The sequence below is a fragment of the Streptomyces coacervatus genome (genome assembly GCF_029223485.1).
Taxonomy (GTDB): domain Bacteria; phylum Actinomycetota; class Actinomycetes; order Streptomycetales; family Streptomycetaceae; genus Streptomyces; species Streptomyces coacervatus.
This window is the reverse complement of the sequence record NZ_JARHTP010000013.1, coordinates 12,382-33,764: the sequence shown is the minus strand read 5'-3', so window position 1 is coordinate 33,764 and position 21,383 is coordinate 12,382. Positions and strand designations below refer to the sequence as shown.

19 protein-coding genes and 1 pseudogene are annotated in these 21,383 nt (G+C 71.1%); 10 read left to right on the top strand and 10 right to left on the bottom strand.

The features are described from left to right. Positions 1-59: 59 nt before the first annotated feature. From P2Q00_RS29245 to P2Q00_RS29235, 3 genes are all read right to left on the bottom strand, one after another. The gene (locus P2Q00_RS29245; protein ID WP_275776078.1) at positions 60-857 is read right to left on the bottom strand and encodes an N-formylglutamate amidohydrolase; all 798 of its coding nucleotides are present in this window, start codon (positions 855-857) and stop codon (positions 60-62) included. Positions 858-925: 68 nt separating this feature from the next. Beyond that, complete coding sequence (locus P2Q00_RS29240; RefSeq protein ID WP_275776077.1) at positions 926-1,492, bottom strand: dihydrofolate reductase family protein; 567 nt, start codon at positions 1,490-1,492, stop codon at positions 926-928. A 97-nt stretch (positions 1,493-1,589) separates the two neighbouring features. After that, positions 1,590-2,138, bottom strand: coding sequence for a YciI family protein (locus tag P2Q00_RS29235; RefSeq protein ID WP_275776075.1), 549 nt, complete (start codon positions 2,136-2,138; stop codon positions 1,590-1,592). Positions 2,139-2,241: 103 nt separating this feature from the next. Here P2Q00_RS29235 and P2Q00_RS29230 point away from each other — a divergent pair, with 103 nt between their 5' ends. Beyond that, positions 2,242-3,348 carry a DNA glycosylase AlkZ-like family protein gene (locus P2Q00_RS29230; RefSeq protein WP_275776073.1) on the top strand — a complete coding sequence of 369 codons (1,107 nt, stop codon included), beginning with the start codon at positions 2,242-2,244 and terminating at the stop codon, positions 3,346-3,348. A 23-nt stretch (positions 3,349-3,371) separates the two neighbouring features. Here P2Q00_RS29230 and P2Q00_RS29225 read toward each other — a convergent pair whose 3' ends face one another. Then, entirely contained in the window at positions 3,372-3,671 is a 300-nt protein-coding gene (locus P2Q00_RS29225; RefSeq protein ID WP_275776071.1) for a hypothetical protein, read from the bottom strand. A 179-nt stretch (positions 3,672-3,850) separates the two neighbouring features. Next, positions 3,851-6,070, bottom strand: coding sequence for an NADP-dependent isocitrate dehydrogenase (locus P2Q00_RS29220; RefSeq protein ID WP_275776070.1), 2,220 nt, complete (start codon positions 6,068-6,070; stop codon positions 3,851-3,853). Between the two features lie 220 nt (positions 6,071-6,290). Between P2Q00_RS29220 and P2Q00_RS29215 the strand changes: the two genes are divergently transcribed. Then, positions 6,291-7,832, top strand: coding sequence for a M1 family metallopeptidase (locus P2Q00_RS29215; RefSeq protein ID WP_275776068.1), 1,542 nt, complete (start codon positions 6,291-6,293; stop codon positions 7,830-7,832). Between the two features lie 13 nt (positions 7,833-7,845). Here P2Q00_RS29215 and P2Q00_RS29210 read toward each other — a convergent pair whose 3' ends face one another. From P2Q00_RS29210 to P2Q00_RS29200, 3 genes and pseudogenes are all read right to left on the bottom strand, one after another. After that, positions 7,846-8,952, bottom strand: coding sequence for a mechanosensitive ion channel family protein (locus P2Q00_RS29210; protein ID WP_275776066.1), 1,107 nt, complete (start codon positions 8,950-8,952; stop codon positions 7,846-7,848). 425 nt (positions 8,953-9,377) lie between these two features. Continuing rightward, positions 9,378-10,142: a glycoside hydrolase family 12 protein gene (locus P2Q00_RS29205; protein ID WP_275776065.1), complete on the bottom strand. Its 765-nt coding sequence runs from the start codon at positions 10,140-10,142 to the stop codon at positions 9,378-9,380. A 599-nt stretch (positions 10,143-10,741) separates the two neighbouring features. Continuing rightward, positions 10,742-10,873: pseudogene (locus tag P2Q00_RS29200) on the bottom strand (helix-turn-helix domain-containing protein); the annotation flags it as partial. Between the two features lie 458 nt (positions 10,874-11,331). On the opposite strand from P2Q00_RS29200, the gene P2Q00_RS29195 reads away from it, so the two are divergent. Genes P2Q00_RS29195 through P2Q00_RS29180 form a run of 4 tightly spaced genes read left to right on the top strand, consistent with a single transcriptional unit; the run spans position 11,332 to position 15,609 of the window. Beyond that, complete coding sequence (locus P2Q00_RS29195) at positions 11,332-12,789, top strand: FGGY family carbohydrate kinase (protein ID WP_275776064.1); 1,458 nt, start codon at positions 11,332-11,334, stop codon at positions 12,787-12,789. Beyond that, a complete protein-coding gene (locus P2Q00_RS29190; protein WP_275776062.1) occupies positions 12,786-13,004 on the top strand; it encodes a hypothetical protein in 219 nt (72 codons plus the stop codon). Before P2Q00_RS29195 ends, P2Q00_RS29190 begins: the two co-directional genes overlap by 4 nt. Next, positions 13,001-14,404 carry an FAD-dependent oxidoreductase gene (locus tag P2Q00_RS29185; RefSeq protein ID WP_275776061.1) on the top strand — a complete coding sequence of 468 codons (1,404 nt, stop codon included), beginning with the start codon at positions 13,001-13,003 and terminating at the stop codon, positions 14,402-14,404. Before P2Q00_RS29190 ends, P2Q00_RS29185 begins: the two co-directional genes overlap by 4 nt. Further along, positions 14,401-15,609 (top strand): NAD(P)/FAD-dependent oxidoreductase, encoded by a 1,209-nt coding sequence (locus P2Q00_RS29180; protein ID WP_275776059.1) that lies wholly within the window; start codon positions 14,401-14,403, stop codon positions 15,607-15,609. The genes P2Q00_RS29185 and P2Q00_RS29180 overlap by 4 nt, the downstream gene beginning before the upstream one ends. A 181-nt stretch (positions 15,610-15,790) precedes the next feature. Here P2Q00_RS29180 and P2Q00_RS29175 read toward each other — a convergent pair whose 3' ends face one another. Further along, a complete protein-coding gene (locus P2Q00_RS29175; RefSeq protein WP_275776057.1) occupies positions 15,791-16,555 on the bottom strand; it encodes a crotonase/enoyl-CoA hydratase family protein in 765 nt (254 codons plus the stop codon). Between the two features lie 103 nt (positions 16,556-16,658). On the opposite strand from P2Q00_RS29175, the gene P2Q00_RS29170 reads away from it, so the two are divergent. Next, entirely contained in the window at positions 16,659-17,375 is a 717-nt protein-coding gene (locus tag P2Q00_RS29170; RefSeq protein ID WP_275776056.1) for an SDR family oxidoreductase, read from the top strand. 15 nt (positions 17,376-17,390) lie between these two features. Here P2Q00_RS29170 and P2Q00_RS29165 read toward each other — a convergent pair whose 3' ends face one another. Beyond that, positions 17,391-18,380 carry a lysylphosphatidylglycerol synthase transmembrane domain-containing protein gene (locus P2Q00_RS29165; RefSeq protein WP_275776055.1) on the bottom strand — a complete coding sequence of 330 codons (990 nt, stop codon included), beginning with the start codon at positions 18,378-18,380 and terminating at the stop codon, positions 17,391-17,393. A gap of 165 nt (positions 18,381-18,545) precedes the next feature. On the opposite strand from P2Q00_RS29165, the gene P2Q00_RS29160 reads away from it, so the two are divergent. The 3 genes from P2Q00_RS29160 (at position 18,546) to P2Q00_RS29150 (ending at position 21,371) form a co-directional block, all read left to right on the top strand. After that, entirely contained in the window at positions 18,546-20,456 is a 1,911-nt protein-coding gene (locus P2Q00_RS29160; RefSeq protein ID WP_275776480.1) for an ABC transporter ATP-binding protein, read from the top strand. 115 nt (positions 20,457-20,571) lie between these two features. After that, a complete protein-coding gene (locus tag P2Q00_RS29155; protein ID WP_275776054.1) occupies positions 20,572-21,030 on the top strand; it encodes an SRPBCC domain-containing protein in 459 nt (152 codons plus the stop codon). Beyond that, positions 21,027-21,371: an ArsR/SmtB family transcription factor gene (locus tag P2Q00_RS29150; protein ID WP_275776053.1), complete on the top strand. Its 345-nt coding sequence runs from the start codon at positions 21,027-21,029 to the stop codon at positions 21,369-21,371. Before P2Q00_RS29155 ends, P2Q00_RS29150 begins: the two co-directional genes overlap by 4 nt. Positions 21,372-21,383: the final 12 nt, after the last annotated feature.

The following is a 21,383-nucleotide window of genomic DNA, read 5'->3' as shown; positions in this document are numbered from 1 at the left end:
CCCTGTCGCGCGGGAGTGCGCCAGCCGGAGGTCGGAGCCTGCCCCGCAGAGCCCGTGCTTCAGCCCGTCACGGCATCGACGAGCACGGCCAGCGCCGACGCCAGCCGGCCGAGTCCGCGGCCGGCCGGCCCGCCCGGCTCGGTCATGTACGTGTCCCGGCGGATCTCCACCATCAGGGCGCTCACCCGTGGATCCCTGCCGTAGAACTCCAGCGGTACGTACGTCCCGCTGAACGGGCTGTCGAGCCCCGTCTCCCCGCACGCCGCGAAGGCCTCCCGTGCCGCAGCCGTGAGTTCGGGCGGCGTGTGGAAGGAGTCGGTGCCGAGGCAGACCGGCGGCCGGGGGCCCTCGCCGTGCAGCTCGTAGGGCAGCGGGGCGGTCGGGTAGGAGTGGACGTCGATGATCACAGCCCGTCCCGTGGCGGCCAGCCGGTCGGCCACCGCCTCCGTCATGCCCTGGGCGTATGGCCGGAAGTAGCGGTCGACCAGCGGTTTGGGGTCGGTGTCCGCGGGCCGCAGGGCCTCCCGGTGGGTGGTCCGCGTGTAGACGGCCCCCATCCCGGCGGACAACATCTCCTCCCGCTCGTCCGGGAACCGTTCCGGATCGACGACCAGCCGAGAGAGCCGGTTGACGAACCGCCACGGGGCGACAGCGGACAGCCCGGCCGCCGCCTCGGCGAGCTCCGCCGTGTGCGCGTCGGTGATGTGGTCCAACTCCCGCTCCAGCGCCGCCTCGTCCAGCACGATGCCCGAGCGCACCTCGGCCGGTATCTCCCGCGCCGAGTGCGGCACATGCAGGATCACGGGGGAGCCGGCCGCGCCGGGCAGGAACTCGAATGACGGTGCGGCGGAGGGCATGGGGGGCTCCCGGGGCGTGTCGGTGACGTTGGTCGATGAACTGCATCCTGCCGGTCGCCGTGGCGGGCTCAGCGCTGGCTCGCGGGTGTGCCGGGAAGCCGGCTGCGACTGCCCCGGCAGGAGTAGACGATCTCCACCGCACCGCCGGGGAGGGCACGTTCGCGCTGGAATGCCAGGCCGGTGTCGGGACTGAGCGCGGGTGTCAGCCGCATTCCGCTGCCGAACAGGAGCGGCAGGACCACCAGCTCCAGGGTGTCGAGCGCGCCGAGGGCGTGGAAGGTCCCGATCGTCCGCGGGCCTCCGATGAGGTGGACGTCGCCGCCCCGGTTGGCCGCGCGGAGCTTCTCCAGCAGCCGTAGGGGATCGCTGTCGGTGACGACGTGGTCGGGGGTGCCGGCCGGACGGTGCGAGCCGAGCACGAACACGTCCAGGTCGGGCCAGGGCCAGCGCTCGTTGGTCAGCGCCGGCTCGAAGGTGGTACGGCCCATCAGCGCCGCCTCGCACCCCTCGAGGAACTCCCGGATGCCGTGGCTCTGGCCGGACACGAACGCGGGATCGGCCGTCAGTGACGGCCAGCCGGTCGGCGTGGTCACAAAACCGTCGGCACTCATGCTCATACGTGCGCGGATCTGCATGATCTCTCCTTGCAGGTCGACTGCTGTCACCCCTGCGTCGAACGGGAAACCCGCCGATCGACACAGCGCCGGGAAAACTTCGTGGCGTGTCCCTCGATCACCGCCGCCCGCCGAACTCCCAGGCGTGCACCTCGATGTCGGCGTACCGCTCCGCGGTCAGGACGGCGCGCGCCGTGCCCGGGTCCGGGGCCCGGAGCAGCACCGCCGTACCGAGCCAGGCGACTCCGTCGTCGGACAGCAGAGGCCCGTACGCGATCAGGTCGTCCCGGTCGGTCGGCACAGCGAGGTCGGCGGCCGGCCCCGAGCCGAGGCCGAGCACCAGATAGCGGTTGCCGCCGGTGCGGCCGCCGCCGAACTCCCACATGCTGCGACCCAGCAGGTTGCGCCACCGGCGCAGCAGCACGTCCCGGTACACGCCGGCCTGGTGGTTGGGCTCGTCGAAGGCGAACGCGCGGGCGGCGGCGAGATCCGGCAGATCGACGATGTGCACGCTGCCGGTGGGCGTGTCACCGTCGGCGGCGAAGGTCGAGCCGCGGGCGATCAGCTCCTTCGAGTACCGGTCCATGTAGGACCAGTGCTCTTCCAGCAGCTCGTCGCGCAACGGGACGGAGCCGGGCCGGTCGCGGTGGTAGCAGAAGAACTCCATGACCGCAGACTCTCTCCAACACGCGACAGGATCTCAAAGGGTTAAAAGGGGTACGCCGAGTGACGGACGTGCCGTTGTCAGACCCCTCTCCTAGTCTCGTGCCATGACCGTCCATGAGCTCTCGCGCACCGACGCCCGGCGCATCGCCGTACGCGCCCAACTCCTGGACGCCGTACGGCCGACCGGGCTGCTGGATGTGGTGCGCGGGCTGACCCTGCTGCAGATCGACCCGACCGCCGCCGTCGCGCCCAACGCCGACCTGGTGGCATGGAGCCGGCTCGGATCGCCGTACGAGCAGGGCCGGTTGAGCACCGCGTTGGAGCAGCGCGCGCTGCTGGAGCTGCAGGCGATGATCCGGCCCGCCGAGGATCTTGCGCTGTACCGCGCCGAGATGGCCGAGTGGCCGGAGCGGGGGACGCCCTCGTCGTGGCGCGAATACCACCGGACGTGGGTGGCCGCCAACGACGCCTGCCGTCGCGACATCCTCGACCGGCTCGGCGCCGAGGGACCGCTGCCGTCCCGCGCCCTCCCGGACACCTGCGCCCAGCCGTGGAAGTCGAGCGGCTGGAGCAACAACCGCAATGTCACCAAGCTCCTGGAGCTGATGGTGCAGCGCGGTGAGGTCGCCGTCGCCGGACGCAGTGGCGGCGGTGACCGGCTGTGGGACCTGGCCGGCCGGGTCTACCCCGACCTCCCGCCGGTCCCGGTGGAGGAGGCGCTGCGCATCCGCGACGAGCGGCGGCTGCGCGCCCTCGGCATCGCCCGCGCCCGCGGCCCGGAGTGCCAGGTGGAGCCGGCGGACGTGGGCGAGGCGGGGGAGCCCGCGGTCGTGGCAGGCGTGCGGGGCAAGTGGCGGGTGGATCCTGCCCAGTTGGGCCTGCCCTTCGAGGGACGGGCGGCCCTGCTGTCACCCTTCGACCGCCTCGTCCACGACCGCAGACGCACCACCGAGCTGTTCGAGTACGAGTACCAGCTGGAGATGTACAAGCCAGCCGCAAAGCGCCGCTGGGGCTACTTCGCGCTGCCGGTCCTGTACGGGGACCGGCTGGTCGGGAAACTCGACGCCACAGCCGACCGCAAGGCCGGAGTGCTGCGGGTCGGCGCCGTCCATGAGGACGTCCCGTTCACCGCGACCATGACCGCGGAGATCGGCCGGGAGATCGAGGACCTGGCCCGCTGGCTCGAGCTGGAGCTCGCACGGCCCGAATAGATGCCGATGGATACCGAGGGCCCTCAGCCGCCGCCGCTGACTCCGGAGGCCACGAAACGCCGGTGGAGCGGCGAGAACGTGGACTGAGGCTCACCGGCGATTCCGGCTTCCTTGACGGCGGGCGCCAGCCGCCCGCCGAAGAACCGCTCGAAGTCGGACTGGGCGTTCCACACATCGGTGACGTGCAGCGCGCCCCCGTCGAACCAGGCCACGTGCAGGACGGCGCCCTCCGGCTGGTCCTGCTCCCAATCGACCAGCTGCCGGACGGTGTCGTACTGCTGGGGCGTGACCCCTGTCCAGGTCAAGGACAACACAACAGCCATATGACTGCCTCCTCTGATCTGTTCGGTTCCCCCTGTTCCCCTTGCTCCCCCCTGCCCAGTAGACCGAGCCGGGCCACCGGCCACCTGCCGTGGTACGCCGTTCGTGACACGGCTCCGCCCCGGCCGGGCAGTGCGCCGACCGGGGCGGAGTCAGGAACGGGCCGTCAAGGCCTGTCGCGTCAGCTCAGGGACGCCAGCGCCTCGTTCCAGGTGGCCGAGGGGCGCATGACCGCGGCGGCCTTGGCCGGGTCCGGCTGGTAGTAGCCGCCGATGTCGGCCGGCTTGCCCTGGACGGCGAGCAGCTCGTCGACGATCTTCTGCTCGTTGGAGGCGAGCGTCTCGGCCAGCGGGGCGAAGGCCTTCGCCAGGTCCGCGTCGTCGGTCTGCGAAGCCAGCTCCTGCGCCCAGTACAGGGACAGGAAGAAGTGGCTGCCGCGGTTGTCGATGCCGCCGACGCGACGGGTCGGGGACTTGTCCTCGTTGAGGAAGGTCGCCGTGGCGCGGTCGAGGGTGTCGGCCAGAACCTTGGCCTTCGGGTTGTTGGTGGCCGTCGCGTACTGCTCCAGGGACGGCACCAGCGCGAAGAACTCGCCCAGCGAGTCCCAGCGCAGGTAGTTGTCCTTGACCAGCTGCTGGACGTGCTTCGGCGCGGAGCCGCCGGCGCCCGTCTCGAACAGGCCGCCGCCCGCCATCAGCGGGACGACCGACAGCATCTTGGCGCTGGTGCCCAGCTCCAGGATGGGGAAGAGGTCGGTGAGGTAGTCACGCAGCACGTTGCCGGTCACGGAGATGGTGTTCTCGCCGCGGCGGATGCGCTCGATCGACAGCTTGGTCGCCTCGACCGGGGCGAGGATGCGGATGTCCAGGCCCTCGGTGTCGTGCTCCGGCAGGTACTGCTCGACCTTCCCGATGATCACGGCGTCGTGGCCGCGGGTCTCGTCCAGCCAGAACACCGCCGGGTCGCCGCTGGCGCGGGCGCGGGTGACGGCCAGCTTCACCCAGTCCTTGATCGGGGCGTCCTTGGTCTGGCAGGCGCGGAAGATGTCGCCCGGGGCGACCGGCTGCTCCAGGACGACATTGCCGGCCTGGTCGACCAGGCGGACCGTGCCGGCGGCCTTGATCTCGAAGGTCTTGTCGTGGGAGCCGTACTCCTCGGCCTTCTGCGCCATCAGACCGACGTTCGGCACCGAGCCCATGGTGGACGGGTCGAAGGCGCCGTTCGCGCGGCAGTCGTCGATGACGGCCTGGTAGACGCCGGAGTAGGAGTGGTCCGGCAACACCGCGAGGGTGTCGGCCTCCTGGCCGTCCGGGCCCCACATGTGGCCGGAGGTGCGGATCATGGCCGGCATCGAGGCGTCCACGATCACGTCGGACGGCACGTGCAGGTTGGTGATGCCCTTGTCGGAGTCGACCATCGCCAGCTCCGGGCCCTCGGCGAGCTCGGCGTCGAAGGAGGCCTTGATGTCGGCGCCCTCGGGCAGGGCCTCCAGGCCCTTGTAGATGCCGCCCAGACCGTCGTTCGGGGACAGGCCGGCCGCGGCGAGCGTCTCGCCGTACTTCGCGAAGGTCTTGGGGAAGAAGGCGCGCACCACGTGACCGAAGACGATCGGGTCGGAGACCTTCATCATCGTGGCCTTGAGGTGCACGGAGAACAGAACGCCCTCGGCCTTGGCGCGGGCGACCTGCGCGGCGAGGAACTCGTTCAGCGCGGCGGCGCGCATCACGGAGGCGTCGACGACCTCGCCGGCGATGACCTTCAGGGGCTCGCGCAGCGCGGTGGTGGAGCCGTCCTCGCCGACCAGCTCGAAGCGGAGGGTGGTGTCCTCGGCGATGACCGTGGACTTCTCGGTGGAGGCGAAGTCGTTCTCACCCATGGTCGCCACGTTGGTCTTGGACTCGGCCGTCCAGGCGCCCATGCGGTGCGGGTGGGTCTTGGCGTAGTTCTTGACCGAGGCGGGGGCGCGGCGGTCGGAGTTGCCCTCACGCAGCACCGGGTTCACGGCGGAGCCCTTGACCTTGTCGTAGCGGGCCTGGATCTCCCGCTGCTCGTCGGTCTTCGGGTCGTCCGGGTACGCCGGCAGCGCGTAGCCCTGGCCCTGCAGCTCGGCGATCGCGGCCTTCAGCTGCGGGATCGACGCCGAGATGTTCGGCAGCTTGATGATGTTGGCCTCGGGCGTCTTGGCCAGCTCGCCCAGCTCGTGGAGGGCGTCCGGGATCCGCTGGTCCTCGGCCAGGTACTCCGGGAACAGCGCGATGATGCGCCCGGCCAGCGAGATGTCACGGGTCTCCACGGAGACACCCGCCTGCGAGGCGTACGCCTGGACCACCGGCAAGAAGGAATACGTCGCCAGGGCCGGGGCCTCGTCAGTGTGCGTATAGAAGATGGTCGAGTCAGTCACCGGGTGCTCCGCTCCACGTCTGCAACATTGCTCGACATCAAGATATCTCGTGATCGAGGCGGGCTCGACAGGGGTCCGGCCACGCGTCCCACACTCCGGAACCCCAAACGCCTCACCGGCGTGCAACCAAACGTCCGATCCCATGGTCCTGGATGTAGATCGTCCATCTGATCGTCGACGGCCGGAGCTGACCACCCGGCCGCCCGAGCGAAAGCTGACCATGAGATATCGCACCAGAGTGACGGCCCCCGCGGCCGCCCTGATCGGTACGGCCGCGGCACTGACCGTGGGGGGTACGGCCAAGGCAGCCCCGCGCGACATCGGCACCCCGGGCCCCGAGACCCTCGGTGACTCCGTCTTCCCGAGCCTCGGCAACGACGGCTACCGCGTCTCGGCCTACCACCTCGACCTCTCCTACGACGCCACCACCAAGCTGGTGGACGCCACCGCGACCCTGCGGATCACCACCACCCAGGCGCTCACCCGCTTCTCGCTGGACGCCCTCGGCCTGGACATACGCTCCGTCCGCGTCGGCGGGCGTACCGCCGCCTTCGAGCAGGCGGACGAGAAGCTGCGGATCACGCCCGACCGCCCGCTGCCCGCCGGGGCCCGGGTGAGGGTCTGCGTCGAGTACGGGGCCGACCCGAGCCGCACCCTCCCGCACACCGCCTGGGTCGTCACCCCGGACGGCTTCGCGATCTGCCCGCAGCCGAACTCGGCGCACACCGTCTTCCCCTGCAACGACCACCCGTCGGACAAGGCGGACTTCACCTTCCGCGTCACCGTCCCCGCCGGCCTGCAAGGCGTCGCGAACGGCCTGCTCGTCGGCACCGAGACCCTCGCCGACGGCCGCACCGCGTCCTCGTACCGCTCCCGCGAGCCGATGGCCACCGAACTCGTGCAGATCACGGTCGGCGACTACGTAGTCAAGGACCGGCAGGGCCCACACGGGCTGCCCCTGCGGGACGTCGTGCCCACCGCCCGGGCCGCCGCCCTGGAGCCAGCCCTCGCGCTGACCCCGGGTCTGGTCGACTGGATCGAGCAGCGGCTCGGCGCGTTCCCCTTCGAGACGTACGGGCTGCTGCCGTGCAACTCCGACGACCCGAAGGCCTTCGACTTCACGGGCCTGGAGACCCAGACCCTCACCCTGTACAAGCCGAACTTCCTGCTCCAGGAGGAGAAGAAGATCGGCTCGCACATGATGCACGAGCTGGTCCACTCCTGGTTCGGCAACCTCGTCAGCCCCGCCAACTGGGCCGACCTTTGGCTGAACGAGGGCCACGCCGACTTCTACGGACTGCTGTACCGCTACGAGCGCGGCTGGACCGACTCGCTCGGCTACAGCACGTTCGAGGACCGCATGAAGTACACATACGGCGTCGGCGACCAGTGGCGGCACGACTCGGGCCCGGTCGCCGCGCCCAACGCGGTCAACCTCTTCGACAGCCAGCGCTACACGGGCGGCGTGCTGGTCCTGTACGCGCTGCGCCAGGTCGTCGGCGAGGACGTCTTCCACGCCATCGAGCGGTCCTTCCTGGAGCGGCACCGCAACTCCTCGGTGACCACCGACGACTACATCGCCGTCGCCTCGGAGGTCTCCGGCCAGGACCAGTCCGGCTTCCTCAAGGACTGGCTCTACGGTACGAAGACGCCGCGGATGCCCGGCCACCCGGACTGGACGGTCACGCCGGTGAACTCGGCGCTCGCTTCACCGCACAGCCGCAGGGGTGGGCACTGGCACGACAACTCGGCGACTCTCTGACCTCGTCGATCCGTCAGTCGAGGCGGGCGGGGGACACCTCGGCCGCCTCGACGCCCGCCTCCTGCGGGCCGCGCTGCTGCGGGATCGCCACCGACCCCGGCTGCAGGGCCACTGTCCGTGCGGGCGCCGGGATGCGGATGCCCTCCTCGCGGTAGCGCCTGTGCAGCGCCTTGATGAACTCGTGCTTGATCCGGAACTGGTCGCTGAACTCGCCCACGCCCAGGATGACCGTGAAGCCGATCCGGGAGTCGCCGAAGGTGTGGAAGCGGATCGCCGGCTCGTGATCCGGTACCGCGCCGGTGATCCCGTTCATCACCTCGGCGATGACCTCCATGGTCACGCGCTCGACCTGCTCCAGGTCGCTGTCGTAGGCGACCCCCACCTGGACCAGGACGGTCAACTTCTGCTCGGGACGCATGAAGTTGGTCATGTTCGACTTCGCGAGCTCCCCGTTGGGGATGACGACGAGGTTGTTGGAGAGCGCGCGGACCGTCGTCTGACGCCAGTTGATGTCCTCGACGTAGCCCTCCTCGCCGCTGCTCAGCCGGATGTAGTCGCCGGGCTGCACGGTCTTCGAGGCGAGGATGTGGATGCCCGCGAAGAGGTTGGCGAGGGTGTCCTGCAGGGCGAGCGCGACCGCCAGGCCGCCCACGCCCAGAGCGGTGAGCATGGGCGCGATCGAGATGCCCAGCGTCTGCAGCACCACCAGGAAGCCGATCGCCAGGACCAGCACCCGGGTGATGTTCACGAAGATCGTGGCCGATCCGGCGACGCCGGAACGGGACGCGGTGACCGCCCGCACCAGGCCGGCGATCACCCGGGCCGCCGTCACCGTGACGACGAAGATGAGCACCACGGTCAGCACCTGGTTGACGTGGTTCTGGACCGTCCGGGTCAGCGGCAGCGCGGCGCCCGCGGAGGCCGCGCCGCCCACGATCGCCGCCCACGGCACCACCGTGCGCAGCGCGTCGACGATGACGTCGTCGCCGCTCCAGCGGGTGCGGTCGGCGTGCTTGCCCAGCCAGCGCAGCAGCATGCGCAGCAGGAACGCGGCCAACAGGCCCGCTGCCAGCGCGATTCCGGCGATGACCAGGTCGTCCACGGTGAGCGCTCGGTTCACCGGTTACCTCCAAGTTCGGGATGTGCAGCCGCTCATCCTGCCTTATTCCGCACAGCAGTTCGTACCTGGCGGTTGCCCGGACAGTGCGGTTTCAGACGATGCCCTCCGCCAGTTCCGCCTGGTCCCGGCCCGAGCCGTACGCGGCGGTCCTGGGAGTTCCGTACGAACGGCGGGCGACGTACCACCACACACTGGCGAGGACGAGTACGACGGCGAGGGCGATGGATGCGGCCCGCGCACAGCACGGACGGGCTGACCCGCCGGGCCCGAGGCCACCTCCACCCCGCCTGAATTCGAAGACTCCGCAAACCTTGCCGCCGGGATTTGTTGTTCGAGGCCTGGCGGCAAGGTATGCGTTTGGGAATCGCTCCGGCGTTCGTCTCTATGCGCGGACGGAGTGCACCGTCGTGTCGCGCGTATTGCGGCTAGATGTTTGATCCGCTGCCGGAGGTGTTGTTCCACCAGGCGCTGTAGGCGTTCAGCGAGTACCGCTTCTGCACGCCGCTGGTCGAGGTGATCTCGATGCCGTACTGCATCGCGTCGAAATTGGTGTTGCGCAGGAGGTTCTGCGACGCGGCCCATCGCCAGACCGCCGAGGCGTCGATGCTGCCGGTGTTGGTCTGCTGGGCGGGGATGAGCTGCAGGACGTTCCAGCCGGGATCGGCCTGCCAGACCGACGCGTACAGGATGCCGCCGATGGTCACGTTGGACGCGATCTGCCTTCCCCAGCCACCTGCCGTCCCGGACCAGCTGGTGAAGACCATGATCTCGTCCTGGTTGCCGGTCGACCAGATGTCGCTCGTCCAGTTCCAGTGGTCACTGCCGCCGACGGGAGCCGACGACGTGTTGTACCAGAAGCCCGCCGAGTTCAACTGCGACAGCGGCGTCTGGGGCCGGACCCCGATATTCGGGTAGGACTTGATCCCGCCGCCGGAGTGGTTGGCATCGACGTACCAGGACTTGATGCTGTCGACGGTCAGGCACTGCGGGCCGTGGTTGTCGCCCCAGACGTCGTTGTAGATCGTCCAGGTGCCCTGGGTGTACTGACCCCACTGGTCGCAGGTGGAGTAGACCTGGGCCTGCGCCGGAGACGCGATGCTCAGGAACCCGGCGATCACGGCGGCTATAAGGACCAGCCGACCGAACCCGGCCGACTTGCTGCTGATGGATTTAAGGGCTTGCCATCTCATGTGTCCCTCCAAGGACGGCGATAGGTTGTTCCGGACCCCCGGTCTGGTGGCGGACTCTGGCGCGGCGAAGTGTCGCTCACCGGCGAGTCCGGGCTCGGGACGGCGCGGCTCAGCCCCGTCCGAGGTGCTTGCGCAGTTGGCCGACTGATCGGCTTGATGGCCGGCCCTGGGCGAAGTGGTTCCTTCCACTGCTCGCAGTTGGAGTCCCCGCTGAAAGCGAGGCGGCCGAGACGGTCGATCGGCTGACGTGTTGACACCTTCGCTCCGTTCGCATGCGGTGCTGCTCGTGATGGTGGGTGGCTCGTGTCGTCGAGGTGGCGCGCTCAACAACTGCGGGAACGGTGCTCGGTCCCCTTACCTTCAAGCACCGGGCTTGCCAGACGCAGGTGCGAAGTGTCGAAGCGCTTGCGTCTGTGGACAGTAATGATGGGATGTCTGAACGGCAAGGCTCTGCGCAGGAAGATACATTTCTTTCACCTGCGGACATCACTGTCGAAGTGCTCGCTGTCGAAGCGCTTCGAATTGCATCGGCCGCGCCCGCCACCTGGCCGGAACCGGTACTGGCCCTGGTGGATGTGGCGGTTGCCGGGGCAAGTGCCGTGCGCCGGCAACCGCTGCACCTCCAACGCGACACGGGCGTCGATCACATGCTTCACCGGCTGTCCGGTGGCAGCCATGCAGGCACGGGTCAGGGTCTTGACCGTGTAACCCAGACGTTGGCATTCGTCAGCTCGGGGGTCCGCGACGGTATCTCCGGGGGCCTTGTGATGGCGGGTACGGCCGGGACCGCCCCGGGACGGTCCGAGAGGCCGCCGGAGACCCCACGGGAGGCTGGAGGGAGGTATGCCCGTACACGAGTTGCTGGGCGCCTGGTGGGACGGGTATCCAGTTGAGGACCGGGGTGGTCGCCGACCTAACCTCCCGTGATTGGGGTCAACACTACTCGTAATGGAGCGGGGAGGACGGCGGCAAGGTGGAGCAACAACGGCCCTACTGTGGGCGGCAGTTGTGGGGTGCGCGTCGGTTCGGCGGTCACGGTAGAGGCGGACGTTCCGCCTCTCCACCGGTTTGCACATCCTTTCGAACTCCGGTGGAGCGGTGGGCGGTCGGGGGGTGGTTGACGCGGTGCGCGGCCCGGCGGCAGGCTGGCGCGCAGTGATCGCCGGGGGCTTCGAGGGGGAGAGGTGCGATGACAGGTCCGGTGCTCGCCGTCGACCAGGGCACCTCCGGCACCAAGGCGCTGGTCGTCTGCCCCGAACGCGGCGTCATCGGCACCGGGTTCGCCGAGGTGCACCCGCGCCATCTGCCCGGCGGACTGGTGGAGGTCGACCCGGAGGAGCTGTACCGCTCGGTGCTCGACGCGGGCCGCCGGGCCCTCGCCGAGGCGCGTGAACCCGTCGTCGCACTGGGCCTCGCCAACCAGGGCGAGACCGTCCTCGCCTGGGATCCGGCCACCGGCCGCCCGCTGACCGACGCCCTGGTCTGGCAGGACCGCCGAGCCGAGACCGTCTGCACCGAACTCACCCCGCATACCGACGAGTTGCGCGAACTGACCGGCCTGCCCCTCGACCCGTACTTCGCCGCGCCCAAGATGGCCTGGATACGACGGCACCTCACCCGCGAGGGCGTCGTCACCACCAGCGACGCCTGGCTCGTCCACCGCCTCACCGGGGCCTACGTCACCGACGCCGCGACCGCCGGCCGTACCCAACTCCTCGACCTGGACCGCGCGGAATGGTCACCACGCGCACTCGACCTCTACGGCCTGTCCGACGAGCGGCTCCCCGAGGTGGTCGACAACGCCCAACCGGTCGGTACGACAAGGGAGTTCGGCCCGGCCGTCCCGCTCACCGGACTTGCCGTCGACCAGCAGGCCGCCCTGCTCGCCCAGCGCATCACCGCACCCGGCGCCGCCAAGTGCACCTACGGCACAGGCGCGTTCCTCCTCGCCCATACGGGCGACACGCCGCGGCGCGGCACCTCGGGCCTGGTCAGCTGCGTGGCCTGGCGCCTTGCCGGACGCACCAGCTACTGCCTCGACGGCCAGGTCTACACGGCCGCCTCCGCCGTCCGCTGGCTCACCGACCTGGGCGTCATCAAGGGCGCCGCCGACCTGGACACCGTCGGCACCGCCGTACCGGACAGCGGCGGCGTCACCTTCGTACCGGCGCTCGCCGGGCTCGCCGCCCCCTGGTGGCGCGGCGACCTGCGCGGCTCGCTCACCGGCCTCGGGCTCGACACCGGCGCCGGGCACCTGGTGCGGGCCCTGTGCGAGGGCATCGCGGCCCAGATCGTCGAACTCGCCGACGCCGCAGCCGCCGACCTGGGAGCGCCGTTGTCCGCCCTCCGCGTCGACGGCGGCCTGACCCGCTCGACCCTGCTCATGCAGACCCAGGCGGACCTGCTGCAACGCCCCGTCGAGGTGTCCGCCCTCCCGGACGCCACCGCACTCGGCGCCGCCACCCTGGCCCGCCTTGGCGCACAGCCGGGCCTTGCGGTCTCCGACGCACTGCCGGACTGGAAACCGGCGGCCGTCCACGAACCGCGCATCACCGCGGATGAGGCCGCCGAACGCCTCGCCGCCTTCCGCTCCGAAGTCACCGCGCTGCTCGACCGGCCCGTGGCCAGGAAGGCAGGCCCGGCGTGACGGTCACCGTGAGCGGGCTGCTGCCGCGGACGGCGTATGACGTGGCGATCGTCGGTGCGGGAGTCGTCGGCAGGGCGACTGCCTTCCGGCCTGGCCACCACTTGGGCTTGCGTGGCGTGCTCTTGGGAGCCCTGGACGATGTCGGCCAAGGCGTTCTGCAGGCCGGCACCGCCTTGTTCGACCGGCCCGTGGCCAAGAAGGCAGGACCCGCATGACGGTCACCACGACCGGTCTCCTCCCGCAGACCCCATACGACGTGGCGATCGTCGGTGCCGGTGTCGTCGGCAGCGCGATTGCCCGCGCGCTCGCCCACCACCCACGGCTCCGCATTGCCCTGGTCGAGGCCCAGGACGACGTCGGCCAGGGGACCTCGAAGGCCAACACCGCCATCCTGCACACCGGGTTCGACGCGATCCCCGGTTCTCTCGAAGCCCGGCTCGTCCGGGAGGGCGCCCGCCGACTCGCCGCGTACGCGGTCGAGTCGGGCATTCCGGTCGAGCCGGTGGGAGCGCTGCTCGTGGCCTGGGACGAGGAACAACTCGCCGCACTGCCGGGTCTGGCGGAAAAGGCCAAGCGCAATGACTTCCACGAAGCGCGTCTGATCGGCCCGCCCGAACTCCGTGCCCGCGAACCGCACTTGGGCCCCGGTGCCCTCGGCGCGCTGCACGTGCCCGGCGAGAGCATCATCTGCCCCTGGACGACCACGCTGGCGTACGCCACCCAGGCAGTCCGCCATGGAGTCGATCTCCACCTCAACTCACCGGTCCAGCGGGCGAGTTACGCAGAAGGTGTCCATCAGCTCCGCACACCCCGAGGCACCCTCCGGGCCCGCCACCTCGTCAACGCCGCCGGCCTCCACGCCGACACCCTCGACCGGCAGCTCGGTCACGACGACTTCACCGTCACCCCGCGCCGCGGCCAGCTGATCGTCTACGACAAGTTCGCCCGCGCCCTGGTCCGGCACATCCTGCTGCCCGTACCCACCGCACTGGGCAAGGGCGTCCTGGTCGCCCCCACCGTCTACGGCAACGTCCTGCTCGGCCCCACCGCCGAGGACCTGCACGACAAGCGGGCCACCGGCTCGACGGCCGACGCCCTGGCGCTCCTGCGCGAAAAGGGCCGCCGGATCCTCCCCGAACTGGTCGAGGAGGAGATCACCGCCGTCTACGCGGGCCTGCGCGCCGCCACGGAACACGACGACTACCGCATCACGGCCCACCCCGACCAGTCGTACGTCACCGTCGGCGGCATCCGCTCCACCGGACTGACCGCCTCCCTCGCCATCGCGGCCCACGTGACCGGACTACTTGCCGACAACGGACTGGAGTTGGGCCCGGCCCGCGACCTGGCACCGGTCCGCATGCCCAATCTCGGCGAGGCCTTCCCCCGACCCCACCAGCAAGCCGAACTCATCGCCGCCGACCCGGAGTACGGCACCCTCGTCTGCCACTGCGAGCGTGTCTCCCGCGGCGAGATCCGCGACGCCCTGACGAGTACCATCCCGCCGCGCACCCTGGACGGACTGCGCCGCCGCACCCGGGCGCGGGCGGGCCGCTGCCAGGGCTTCTACTGCGGGGCGGCGGTACGCGCACTGTTCGAGGGGGCCCGGGCGTGAGAAACGTCGACGTCCTGGTCGTGGGCGCCGGCCCCGCCGGTCTCGCGGCCGCCGCACGCCTGGCCGCCGCCGGAGCAGGCAGCATCGAGGTGCTGGACCGGGAACAGCAGCCCGGGGGAGTCCCACGGCACTGCGCGCACGGCGGCTTCGGCACCTGGCTGCACCCGCTGACCGGTCCCGCGTACGCCCGTCTGCTCGCCGACGCGGCCGTACGCACCGGAGCGGTCGTCCGCACCGGGGTCACCGCCCTCGACTGGGCGGGCCCGCTCGCGCTGACCACCGTCGGCCCGCAGGGCCCGGAGACCATCACCGCCCGCGCGATCGTGCTGGCCACCGGAGCCCGCGAACGCCCCCGCACCGCACGCCTGGTGCCCGGCACCCGCCCCGTCGGCATCTACACCACGGGCGAACTCCAGCAGGCCGTACACCTCTACGGACAGCGGATCGGCAGCCGGGCAGTGATCGTCGGCGCGGAGGACGTCTCATACGCGGCCGCCGACACCGTGCGGGCAGCCGGAGCCGACGTGGTCGCCATGATCACGGAGCTGCCGTACCCCCAGACGACCCCGCCCCGCGCGCAGCACGCCCGCCTCCGCCGCCGCATCCCCCTCCTCACCGACGCCACGATCACCGAACTCCTGGGCCACGGACGGCTGTCGGGCGTCCGCATACGGCACCGCGGCGGCCGAACGATCACGCTGCCGTGCGACACGGTCGTCTTCACCGGCGACTTCGTGCCGGACCACGAACTCGCCCGGCGCGGCGAACTGACGCTGGATGCCGGCAGCCGCGGCCCTGCGACCGACGGCACCCTGCGCACCTCACGGCCGGGCGTGTTCGCCGCCGGCAGTCTGCTGCACGCCGTGGAGAGCGCGGCGACGGCGGCGGGCGAGGGCGCGCAGATGGCCGGGGCCGTCCGGGAATGGCTCGCGGGCGCCGAGTGGCCGGCTGGCATCCCCCTGACCGTGGACCCGCCCCTGCACTGGATCGCCCCGAACCGCATCACCCCCGCCGACCGCCACCCGTACGTCCTGCGCACGACGACCCTGCTGACACGCCCGGTCCTCCACATCACCCAGAACGGCCGCGTACTGCACCGCCAACGCCTCCGCACGACCGTCCCGAACCGCCCCATCAGGCTGACGGCCCACTGGAACGGCCGGGTCGATCCGGAGGGCGGGCCGGTGACGGTGCGGGTCCGCTGAGCCAAGCGCTCCGCCGGCTGTGCCGCCGATGTGCCATCGGTCGTCTGCAGCGCCGTCGTGGCTGGTCGCGCTCACGCGGCGGTAGCCGCAGATTCAACACAGTCCCGCGCCCCTTCAGGGTTGCTGCCGTACCGGAGCGGACTTCGCCGGACCCGCTTGGGCGTCGCGCGCCCTGTGCAGGTCATAGGTCCGTGAACGACCCGCCCCGCCCGGCCCCGGCCGCGAACCGCGCCGCCCCCTCCATTCCCTCCGCCAACACGCCCACCCCGTGCCGGAGTTCGCCGCGCATGGCCTCCTCCTCGTCCAGCCCGTGCTGCTCCAGCACCGACGCCCGGTCGCCCCGCAGACACGCCTGCGGGAAGCGGGCGATCTCGGCGGCCAGCGTTTCCGCCTCGGTGCGTGCCGTGCCGGTGGGGACGAGCCGGTTGACGAGCCCGATGTCGTACGCCTCCCGCGCCTGCACCGCCCGCCCCGTGAGGATCATGTCCAGTGCGCGGCTCTGTCCGATCAGCCGGGGCAGCCGTACCGTGCCGCCGTCGATCAGCGGGACGCCCCAGCGGCGGCAGAACACGCCGAAGACGGCGTCCTCCTCGGCAACCCGCAGATCGCACCAGAGCGCCAGTTCGAGGCCGCCGGCCACGGCATGCCCGGCGACCGCGGCGATCACCGGCTTGGACAGCCGAAGCCGCGTCGGCCCCATCGGGCCGTCGCCGTCCTCCGCGACCCGGTTGCCGCGGTCGGAGCCGAGTGCCTTGAGGTCGGCGCCCGCGCAGAACGTGCCGCCCTCGCCCCACAGCACCGCCACCCGCGCCTCTTCGTCCGCCTCGAACTCCCGGAAGGCGGCGACGAGTTCGGCGGCCGTCGGGCCGTCCACCGCGTTGCGGACCTCGGGGCGGGAGAGGACGACGGTGGTGACGTGACCCTGGCGCTCGATATGGACCGGCATGTGCAGCCCCCTTCTCCGACAGTGCCGGTGCGGGCGGCGACCGGCGGGGCGATCGTGGAACGGCTGTGCGACGCTGAGACACCGTACAGAGGGAGTGTTCCTGATGGCAGCTGAACATGCGGGCGCGCCGCCGGTCGCCGTTGTGACCGGTGCCAATCGCGGCATCGGGTACGAGGTGGTACGGCAGCTCGCCGGCCGCGGCCACCGCGTGGTGCTCGGCTCCCGCGACCTCGCCAAGGGGCGCGCCGCCGCCGCGCGTATCGACCCGGGCGGGGAGCGGGTGAGCGCCGTGCAGCTCGATGTCGCCGATGAGGCGAGTGTGGCTGCGATGGCCGACTGGGTCACCCGGAATCTGGGGCGCGTGGACGTGGTCGTCAACAACGCGGCCATCCTTTACGACACCTGGGCGCAGGCTCGGTCGGCCGACCTCGGCGAGGTCCAACGGGCCCTGGACACCAATCTGTTCGGCGCCTGGCGGGTCACCCAGGCGCTGCTGCCGCTGCTGCGGCGCAGCCCGCACCCGCGGGTGGTCATGGTGAGCAGCGAGGGCGGCTCGCTCCAGTCGATGAGCGGCGGCACCCCCGCCTACAGCGTCTCCAAGGCCGCGCTCAACGCCCTCACCTGCCTGCTGGCCGGTGAGCTGCGCCGGCACCGCATCCTCGTCAACGCGATCTGCCCCGGCTGGGTCGCCACCGACATGGGCGGCGGTGGCGGACGCCCCGTCGCGGAAGGCGCCGCCGGGATCGTCTGGGCGGCCACGCTGCCCGACACCGGGCCGACCGGGGGCTTCTTCCGGGACGGCAAGCCGGTGCCTTGGTGACATCGGCGGCGCGGCTCAGATCACCTTCAGCCGTACCAGCGCGCCCAGCGTCAATGCGCCCGGCAGCAGCGGCAGCCACACCGTGATGATCCGGTAGGCGAGCACCACCGCCGTCGCCACGGCCACCGGGCCGCCCGCCGCCACCAGCGCCACGACCAGTGCCGCCTCCACCGAGCCGAGTCCGCCCGGCGTCGGCACCAGCGCGACCGCCACCGTCGCCGCCAGATACGCGACGGCAATGTGCACGGGCGGAATCGGCAGCCCCAGCGACAGCCCGACCAGGACCAGTCCGGCCGCCTGCAGCGCGGGAAAGGCGAGCGAGCCGCCCCACAGGGCGAGCGCGCGGGACGGACGGGTGTGCACCGAGCGCAGCTCGCCCAGTGCCGTGCGCAGGAACGACACGGCGGCCGTACGCAGCCGTCGTACAAGTACGAGGACGCCCACCGCCACCACCAGGACTCCGGCGACCGCGAGCAGCAGCGGACCCACCGCGCCATCGGGCAGCAGCGTGCCGAACTGCAGCGCGCCCGGGAAGGCCAGCAGCAGCCCGGCCAGCAGGCTCAGCCGGGCGACCGTCTCCGCCAGCAGATACAGCGCGAGCGCGGCCGAGGAACGGGCCAGCGGAATCCCGCACACGGTCATGAACCGCAGGTTGACGGCGCTCGCACCGAGGCCCGTCGGCAGCAGGTGGTTGGCCGAGCCCGCCGCGAACTGCGTGGCGAGCAGCCGCCTCTTGGGCAGCCGGTCGACGACCGCACCCTGCCGGGTGAAGGCGGCAGCCACCCAGGTCAGACAGGTGGCGCCGGCCGCCGCCAGCAGCCAGGGCCACTCGGCGGCCCGCAGATGACCAAAGCCCTCGGCGAGCACGGACCGGTGCTGCACGGCCACGACGGACACGAGCAGGAGCGGCAGCAGGCACAGGATCTGCCGGAGCACGCGGGCCGGGACGCGTCGGGGGAATCGTCCTGGGGGGAGTGGCCCTTGGGGAAGGTGTACCGCAGTCACATCAGCAGAGGGTTTCCAGCCCGTGCCAACGGCGGGTTGCGGAAGTGGGGACAGGGGCTGAAGCGGGGACAGCGGCTTGCGTACGGTCATCGGGTCCTTCGCGGGGGACGTCAGGAAAACATTGACCTCAATGTTGCTTGAGGTCTTACGGTCTCTCTCATGAGCATGGAGACCACAGCCTGGATGCAGTTGCACAGTGTCATGAACGCCGAGCAGGAGCGCCGGCCCTTTGCCCGCGCCACGCTGCGTCGTATCGCCGCCTTCGCCCGCCCGCACCGCGCCCGCATGGCGCAGTTCGTGGTGCTGGGGGTGGTGACCGCGCTGCTCGCCGTCGCGACCCCCGTTCTGGCCGGGCGTGTCGTGAACGCGATCGTGTCGGGCCGCGACGAGGGCACGGTCGTACGACTTGCCCTGCTCATCGCGCTCATCGCGGTCGCGGAGGCGGCCCTCGGCATCCTCGGCAGGAGGCTTTCGGCGACGCTCGGGGAGGGACTCATCCTCGATCTGCGCACGGCTGTGTTCGATCATGTGCAGCGGATGCCGGTCGCGTTCTTCACACGCACACGTACGGGAGCACTGGTCTCCCGTCTCAACAACGACGTCATCGGCGCGCAGCGTGCGTTCAGCAACACTCTGTCCGGAGTGGTCAGCAACCTGGTCACCCTCGTGCTCACCCTCGCCGTCATGCTGACGCTCTCCTGGCAGATCACCCTGCTCGCGTTGGTGCTGCTCCCGGTGTTCGTCCTGCCCGCCCGGCGCATGGGCAGCCGGATGGCCCGTATGCAGCGGGAGGCGGCGGCGCTCAACGCGGCGATGGGCACCCGCATGACCGAGCGGTTCTCCGCGCCCGGCGCCACCCTGGTCAAGCTCTTCGGGCGCCCGGAGGAGGAGTCCGAGGAGTTCGCGGCCCGCGCCCGCCGGGTCGCTGAGATCGGCGTGCGCACCGCCACGGCCCAGTCGGTGTTCATCACCGCCCTGACCCTGGTCTCCTCCCTGGCCCTCGCCCTGGTCTACGGCCTCGGCGGCTGGTTCGCGCTGCGCGGCAGCCTGGAGCCGGGCGCGGTCGTGTCGCTGGCACTGCTGCTGACCCGCATGTACGCGCCGCTCACCTCGCTCGCCGGAGCGCGCGTCGAGGTGATGAGCGCCCTCGTCAGCTTCGAGCGCGTCTTCGAGGTGCTCGACCTCAAGCCCCTGATCGAGGAGAAACCGGACGCGCGCGCCCTGCCCGACGGCCCGGTCGCCGTCGAGTTCGACGACGTCCGCTTCGGCTACCCCTCCGCCGACAAGGTCTCGCTGGCCTCGCTGGAGGAGGTGGCGACCCTGGACACCCGGGGCGGCGCCGAGGTCCTGCACGGCATCTCCTTCCGCGCTGAACCGGGCCAGACCGTCGCACTCGTCGGCTCCTCCGGCGCCGGCAAGTCGACGATCGCCGGACTGCTTCCGCGCCTGTACGACGTCGACGGGGGCGCCGTCCGCGTCGGCGGCACCGACGTCCGCGACCTGACCGCACAGTCCCTGCGCGCCACCCTCGGCATGGTCACCCAGGACGGCCACCTCTTCCACGACTCGGTCCGCGCCAACCTCCTGCTGGCCGCGCCCACGGCCACCGAGGCCGAACTGTGGGACGCCCTGCGCCGCTCCCGCCTCGACGATCTCGTACGGTCCCTGCCCGACGGTCTCGACACGGTGGTCGGCGAGCGCGGCTACCGTCTCTCCGGCGGCGAACGCCAGCGCATGACCATCGCCCGGCTCCTGCTGGCCCGCCAGCGCGTGGTCATCCTCGACGAGGCCACCGCCCACCTCGACAACACCTCCGAGGCGGCCGTCCAGGAGGCGCTGGCCGAGGCCCTGGAGGGCAGGACGGCAGTGGTGATCGCACACCGGCTGTCGACCGTCCGGGCCGCCGATCAGATCCTGGTGATCGAGGGCGGACTGATCGTGGAACGGGGGACGCACGAGGAACTGCTGCTGGTCGGCGGGAGGTATGCGGAGCTGTATCGGACACAGTTCGAGGAGCGTGGCGGCGAGGAGCGGGACGGTGAGGGGGGTGCGGCGGCGGTCGAGGCGGTGGCGTAGGGCCGATGCGCAACCGATTGGTTGCACATCGCGAGGGTGATGTGCAACCGTTGGGTTGCGCATCCGGGCCGTCCGATCCGGATGATCCGGATCATCCGAAGGAGACGAGGCCGCCGTGATCCCCGACGCAATCGAGCGTTCCATCGTGATCAACGCATCCCGGGAGAGGGTCTGGACCGTGCTCACCGAACCCGCCTTCCTCGGCCGCTGGTTCGGCAACGGTGAGCCGGTTAAGGTCGACCTCCGCCCGGGCGGCCTGCTCGTCCTCGACCACGGGGTGCATGGAGTCATCCCGGCCCGCATCGAGACGGTCGAGCCGCCCCGCATCCTCTCCTGGCGGTGGTCCCAGGGAGCCGCGGGCGAAGAGCCGGACGACACCAATGCCACTCGGGTCGAGTTCACCCTGACCGAGGACGAGTCCTCGGCGAGCACCCGGCTGACCATGGTCGAGAGCGGCTTCGCGCGACTGGGCCTTCCCGGCGACGAGGCGGCCGCACGCCATCGGGCCAACAGCGGCAACTGGCCCGGCAAGCTGGACCAGTTGCGCGCGGAATGCGAGCGGTCCGAGGGATGACCCGTACCGCCGACAGCCTTCCGGCCCCGGACGACGTCCTGGTGGCCGTGGCCGACCCGATCCGCCGGGAGATCCTCGCCGCCCTCGCCCGCGACGGCGGCGCGACTCCGACGTCCCTGGCGGCGGGACTGCCCGTCACCCGGCAGGCCGTGGCCAAGCATCTGTCCGTCCTGGACCGTGCGGGACTGGTCCGCGCGCACCGGGCCGGGCGCGAGGTCCGCTACGAGGCCCACCTGGAACCGCTCAAGCAGGCCACGCGGTGGATGGACGCCCTTGCCGTCCGCTGGGAGCACCGCCTGCAGGCGATCAAGGAACTGGCAGAGGGTGACACCGGGCCCTGAGGCGGGCCCGGC

Bases quoted from the DNA above. Each gene is read 5' to 3' on its own strand.
- P2Q00_RS29230 (WP_275776073.1), top strand. From the start codon at position 2,242: ATGACCGTCCATGAGCTCTCGCGCACCGACGCCCGGCGCATCGCCGTA.
- P2Q00_RS29235 (WP_275776075.1), bottom strand. From the start codon at position 2,138: ATGGAGTTCTTCTGCTACCACCGCGACCGGCCCGGCTCCGTCCCGTTG.
- P2Q00_RS29240 (WP_275776077.1), bottom strand. From the start codon at position 1,492: ATGCAGATCCGCGCACGTATGAGCATGAGTGCCGACGGTTTTGTGACC.
- P2Q00_RS29185 (WP_275776061.1), top strand. From the start codon at position 13,001: ATGACGGTCACCACGACCGGTCTCCTCCCGCAGACCCCATACGACGTG.
- P2Q00_RS29195 (WP_275776064.1), top strand. From the start codon at position 11,332: ATGACAGGTCCGGTGCTCGCCGTCGACCAGGGCACCTCCGGCACCAAG.
- P2Q00_RS29160 (WP_275776480.1), top strand. From the start codon at position 18,546: ATGGAGACCACAGCCTGGATGCAGTTGCACAGTGTCATGAACGCCGAG.
- P2Q00_RS29170 (WP_275776056.1), top strand. From the start codon at position 16,659: ATGGCAGCTGAACATGCGGGCGCGCCGCCGGTCGCCGTTGTGACCGGT.
- P2Q00_RS29205 (WP_275776065.1), bottom strand. From the start codon at position 10,142: ATGAGATGGCAAGCCCTTAAATCCATCAGCAGCAAGTCGGCCGGGTTC.
- P2Q00_RS29225 (WP_275776071.1), bottom strand. From the start codon at position 3,671: ATGGCTGTTGTGTTGTCCTTGACCTGGACAGGGGTCACGCCCCAGCAG.
- P2Q00_RS29215 (WP_275776068.1), top strand. From the start codon at position 6,291: ATGAGATATCGCACCAGAGTGACGGCCCCCGCGGCCGCCCTGATCGGT.
- P2Q00_RS29245 (WP_275776078.1), bottom strand. From the start codon at position 857: ATGCCCTCCGCCGCACCGTCATTCGAGTTCCTGCCCGGCGCGGCCGGC.
- P2Q00_RS29150 (WP_275776053.1), top strand. From the start codon at position 21,027: ATGACCCGTACCGCCGACAGCCTTCCGGCCCCGGACGACGTCCTGGTG.
- P2Q00_RS29175 (WP_275776057.1), bottom strand. From the start codon at position 16,555: ATGCCGGTCCATATCGAGCGCCAGGGTCACGTCACCACCGTCGTCCTC.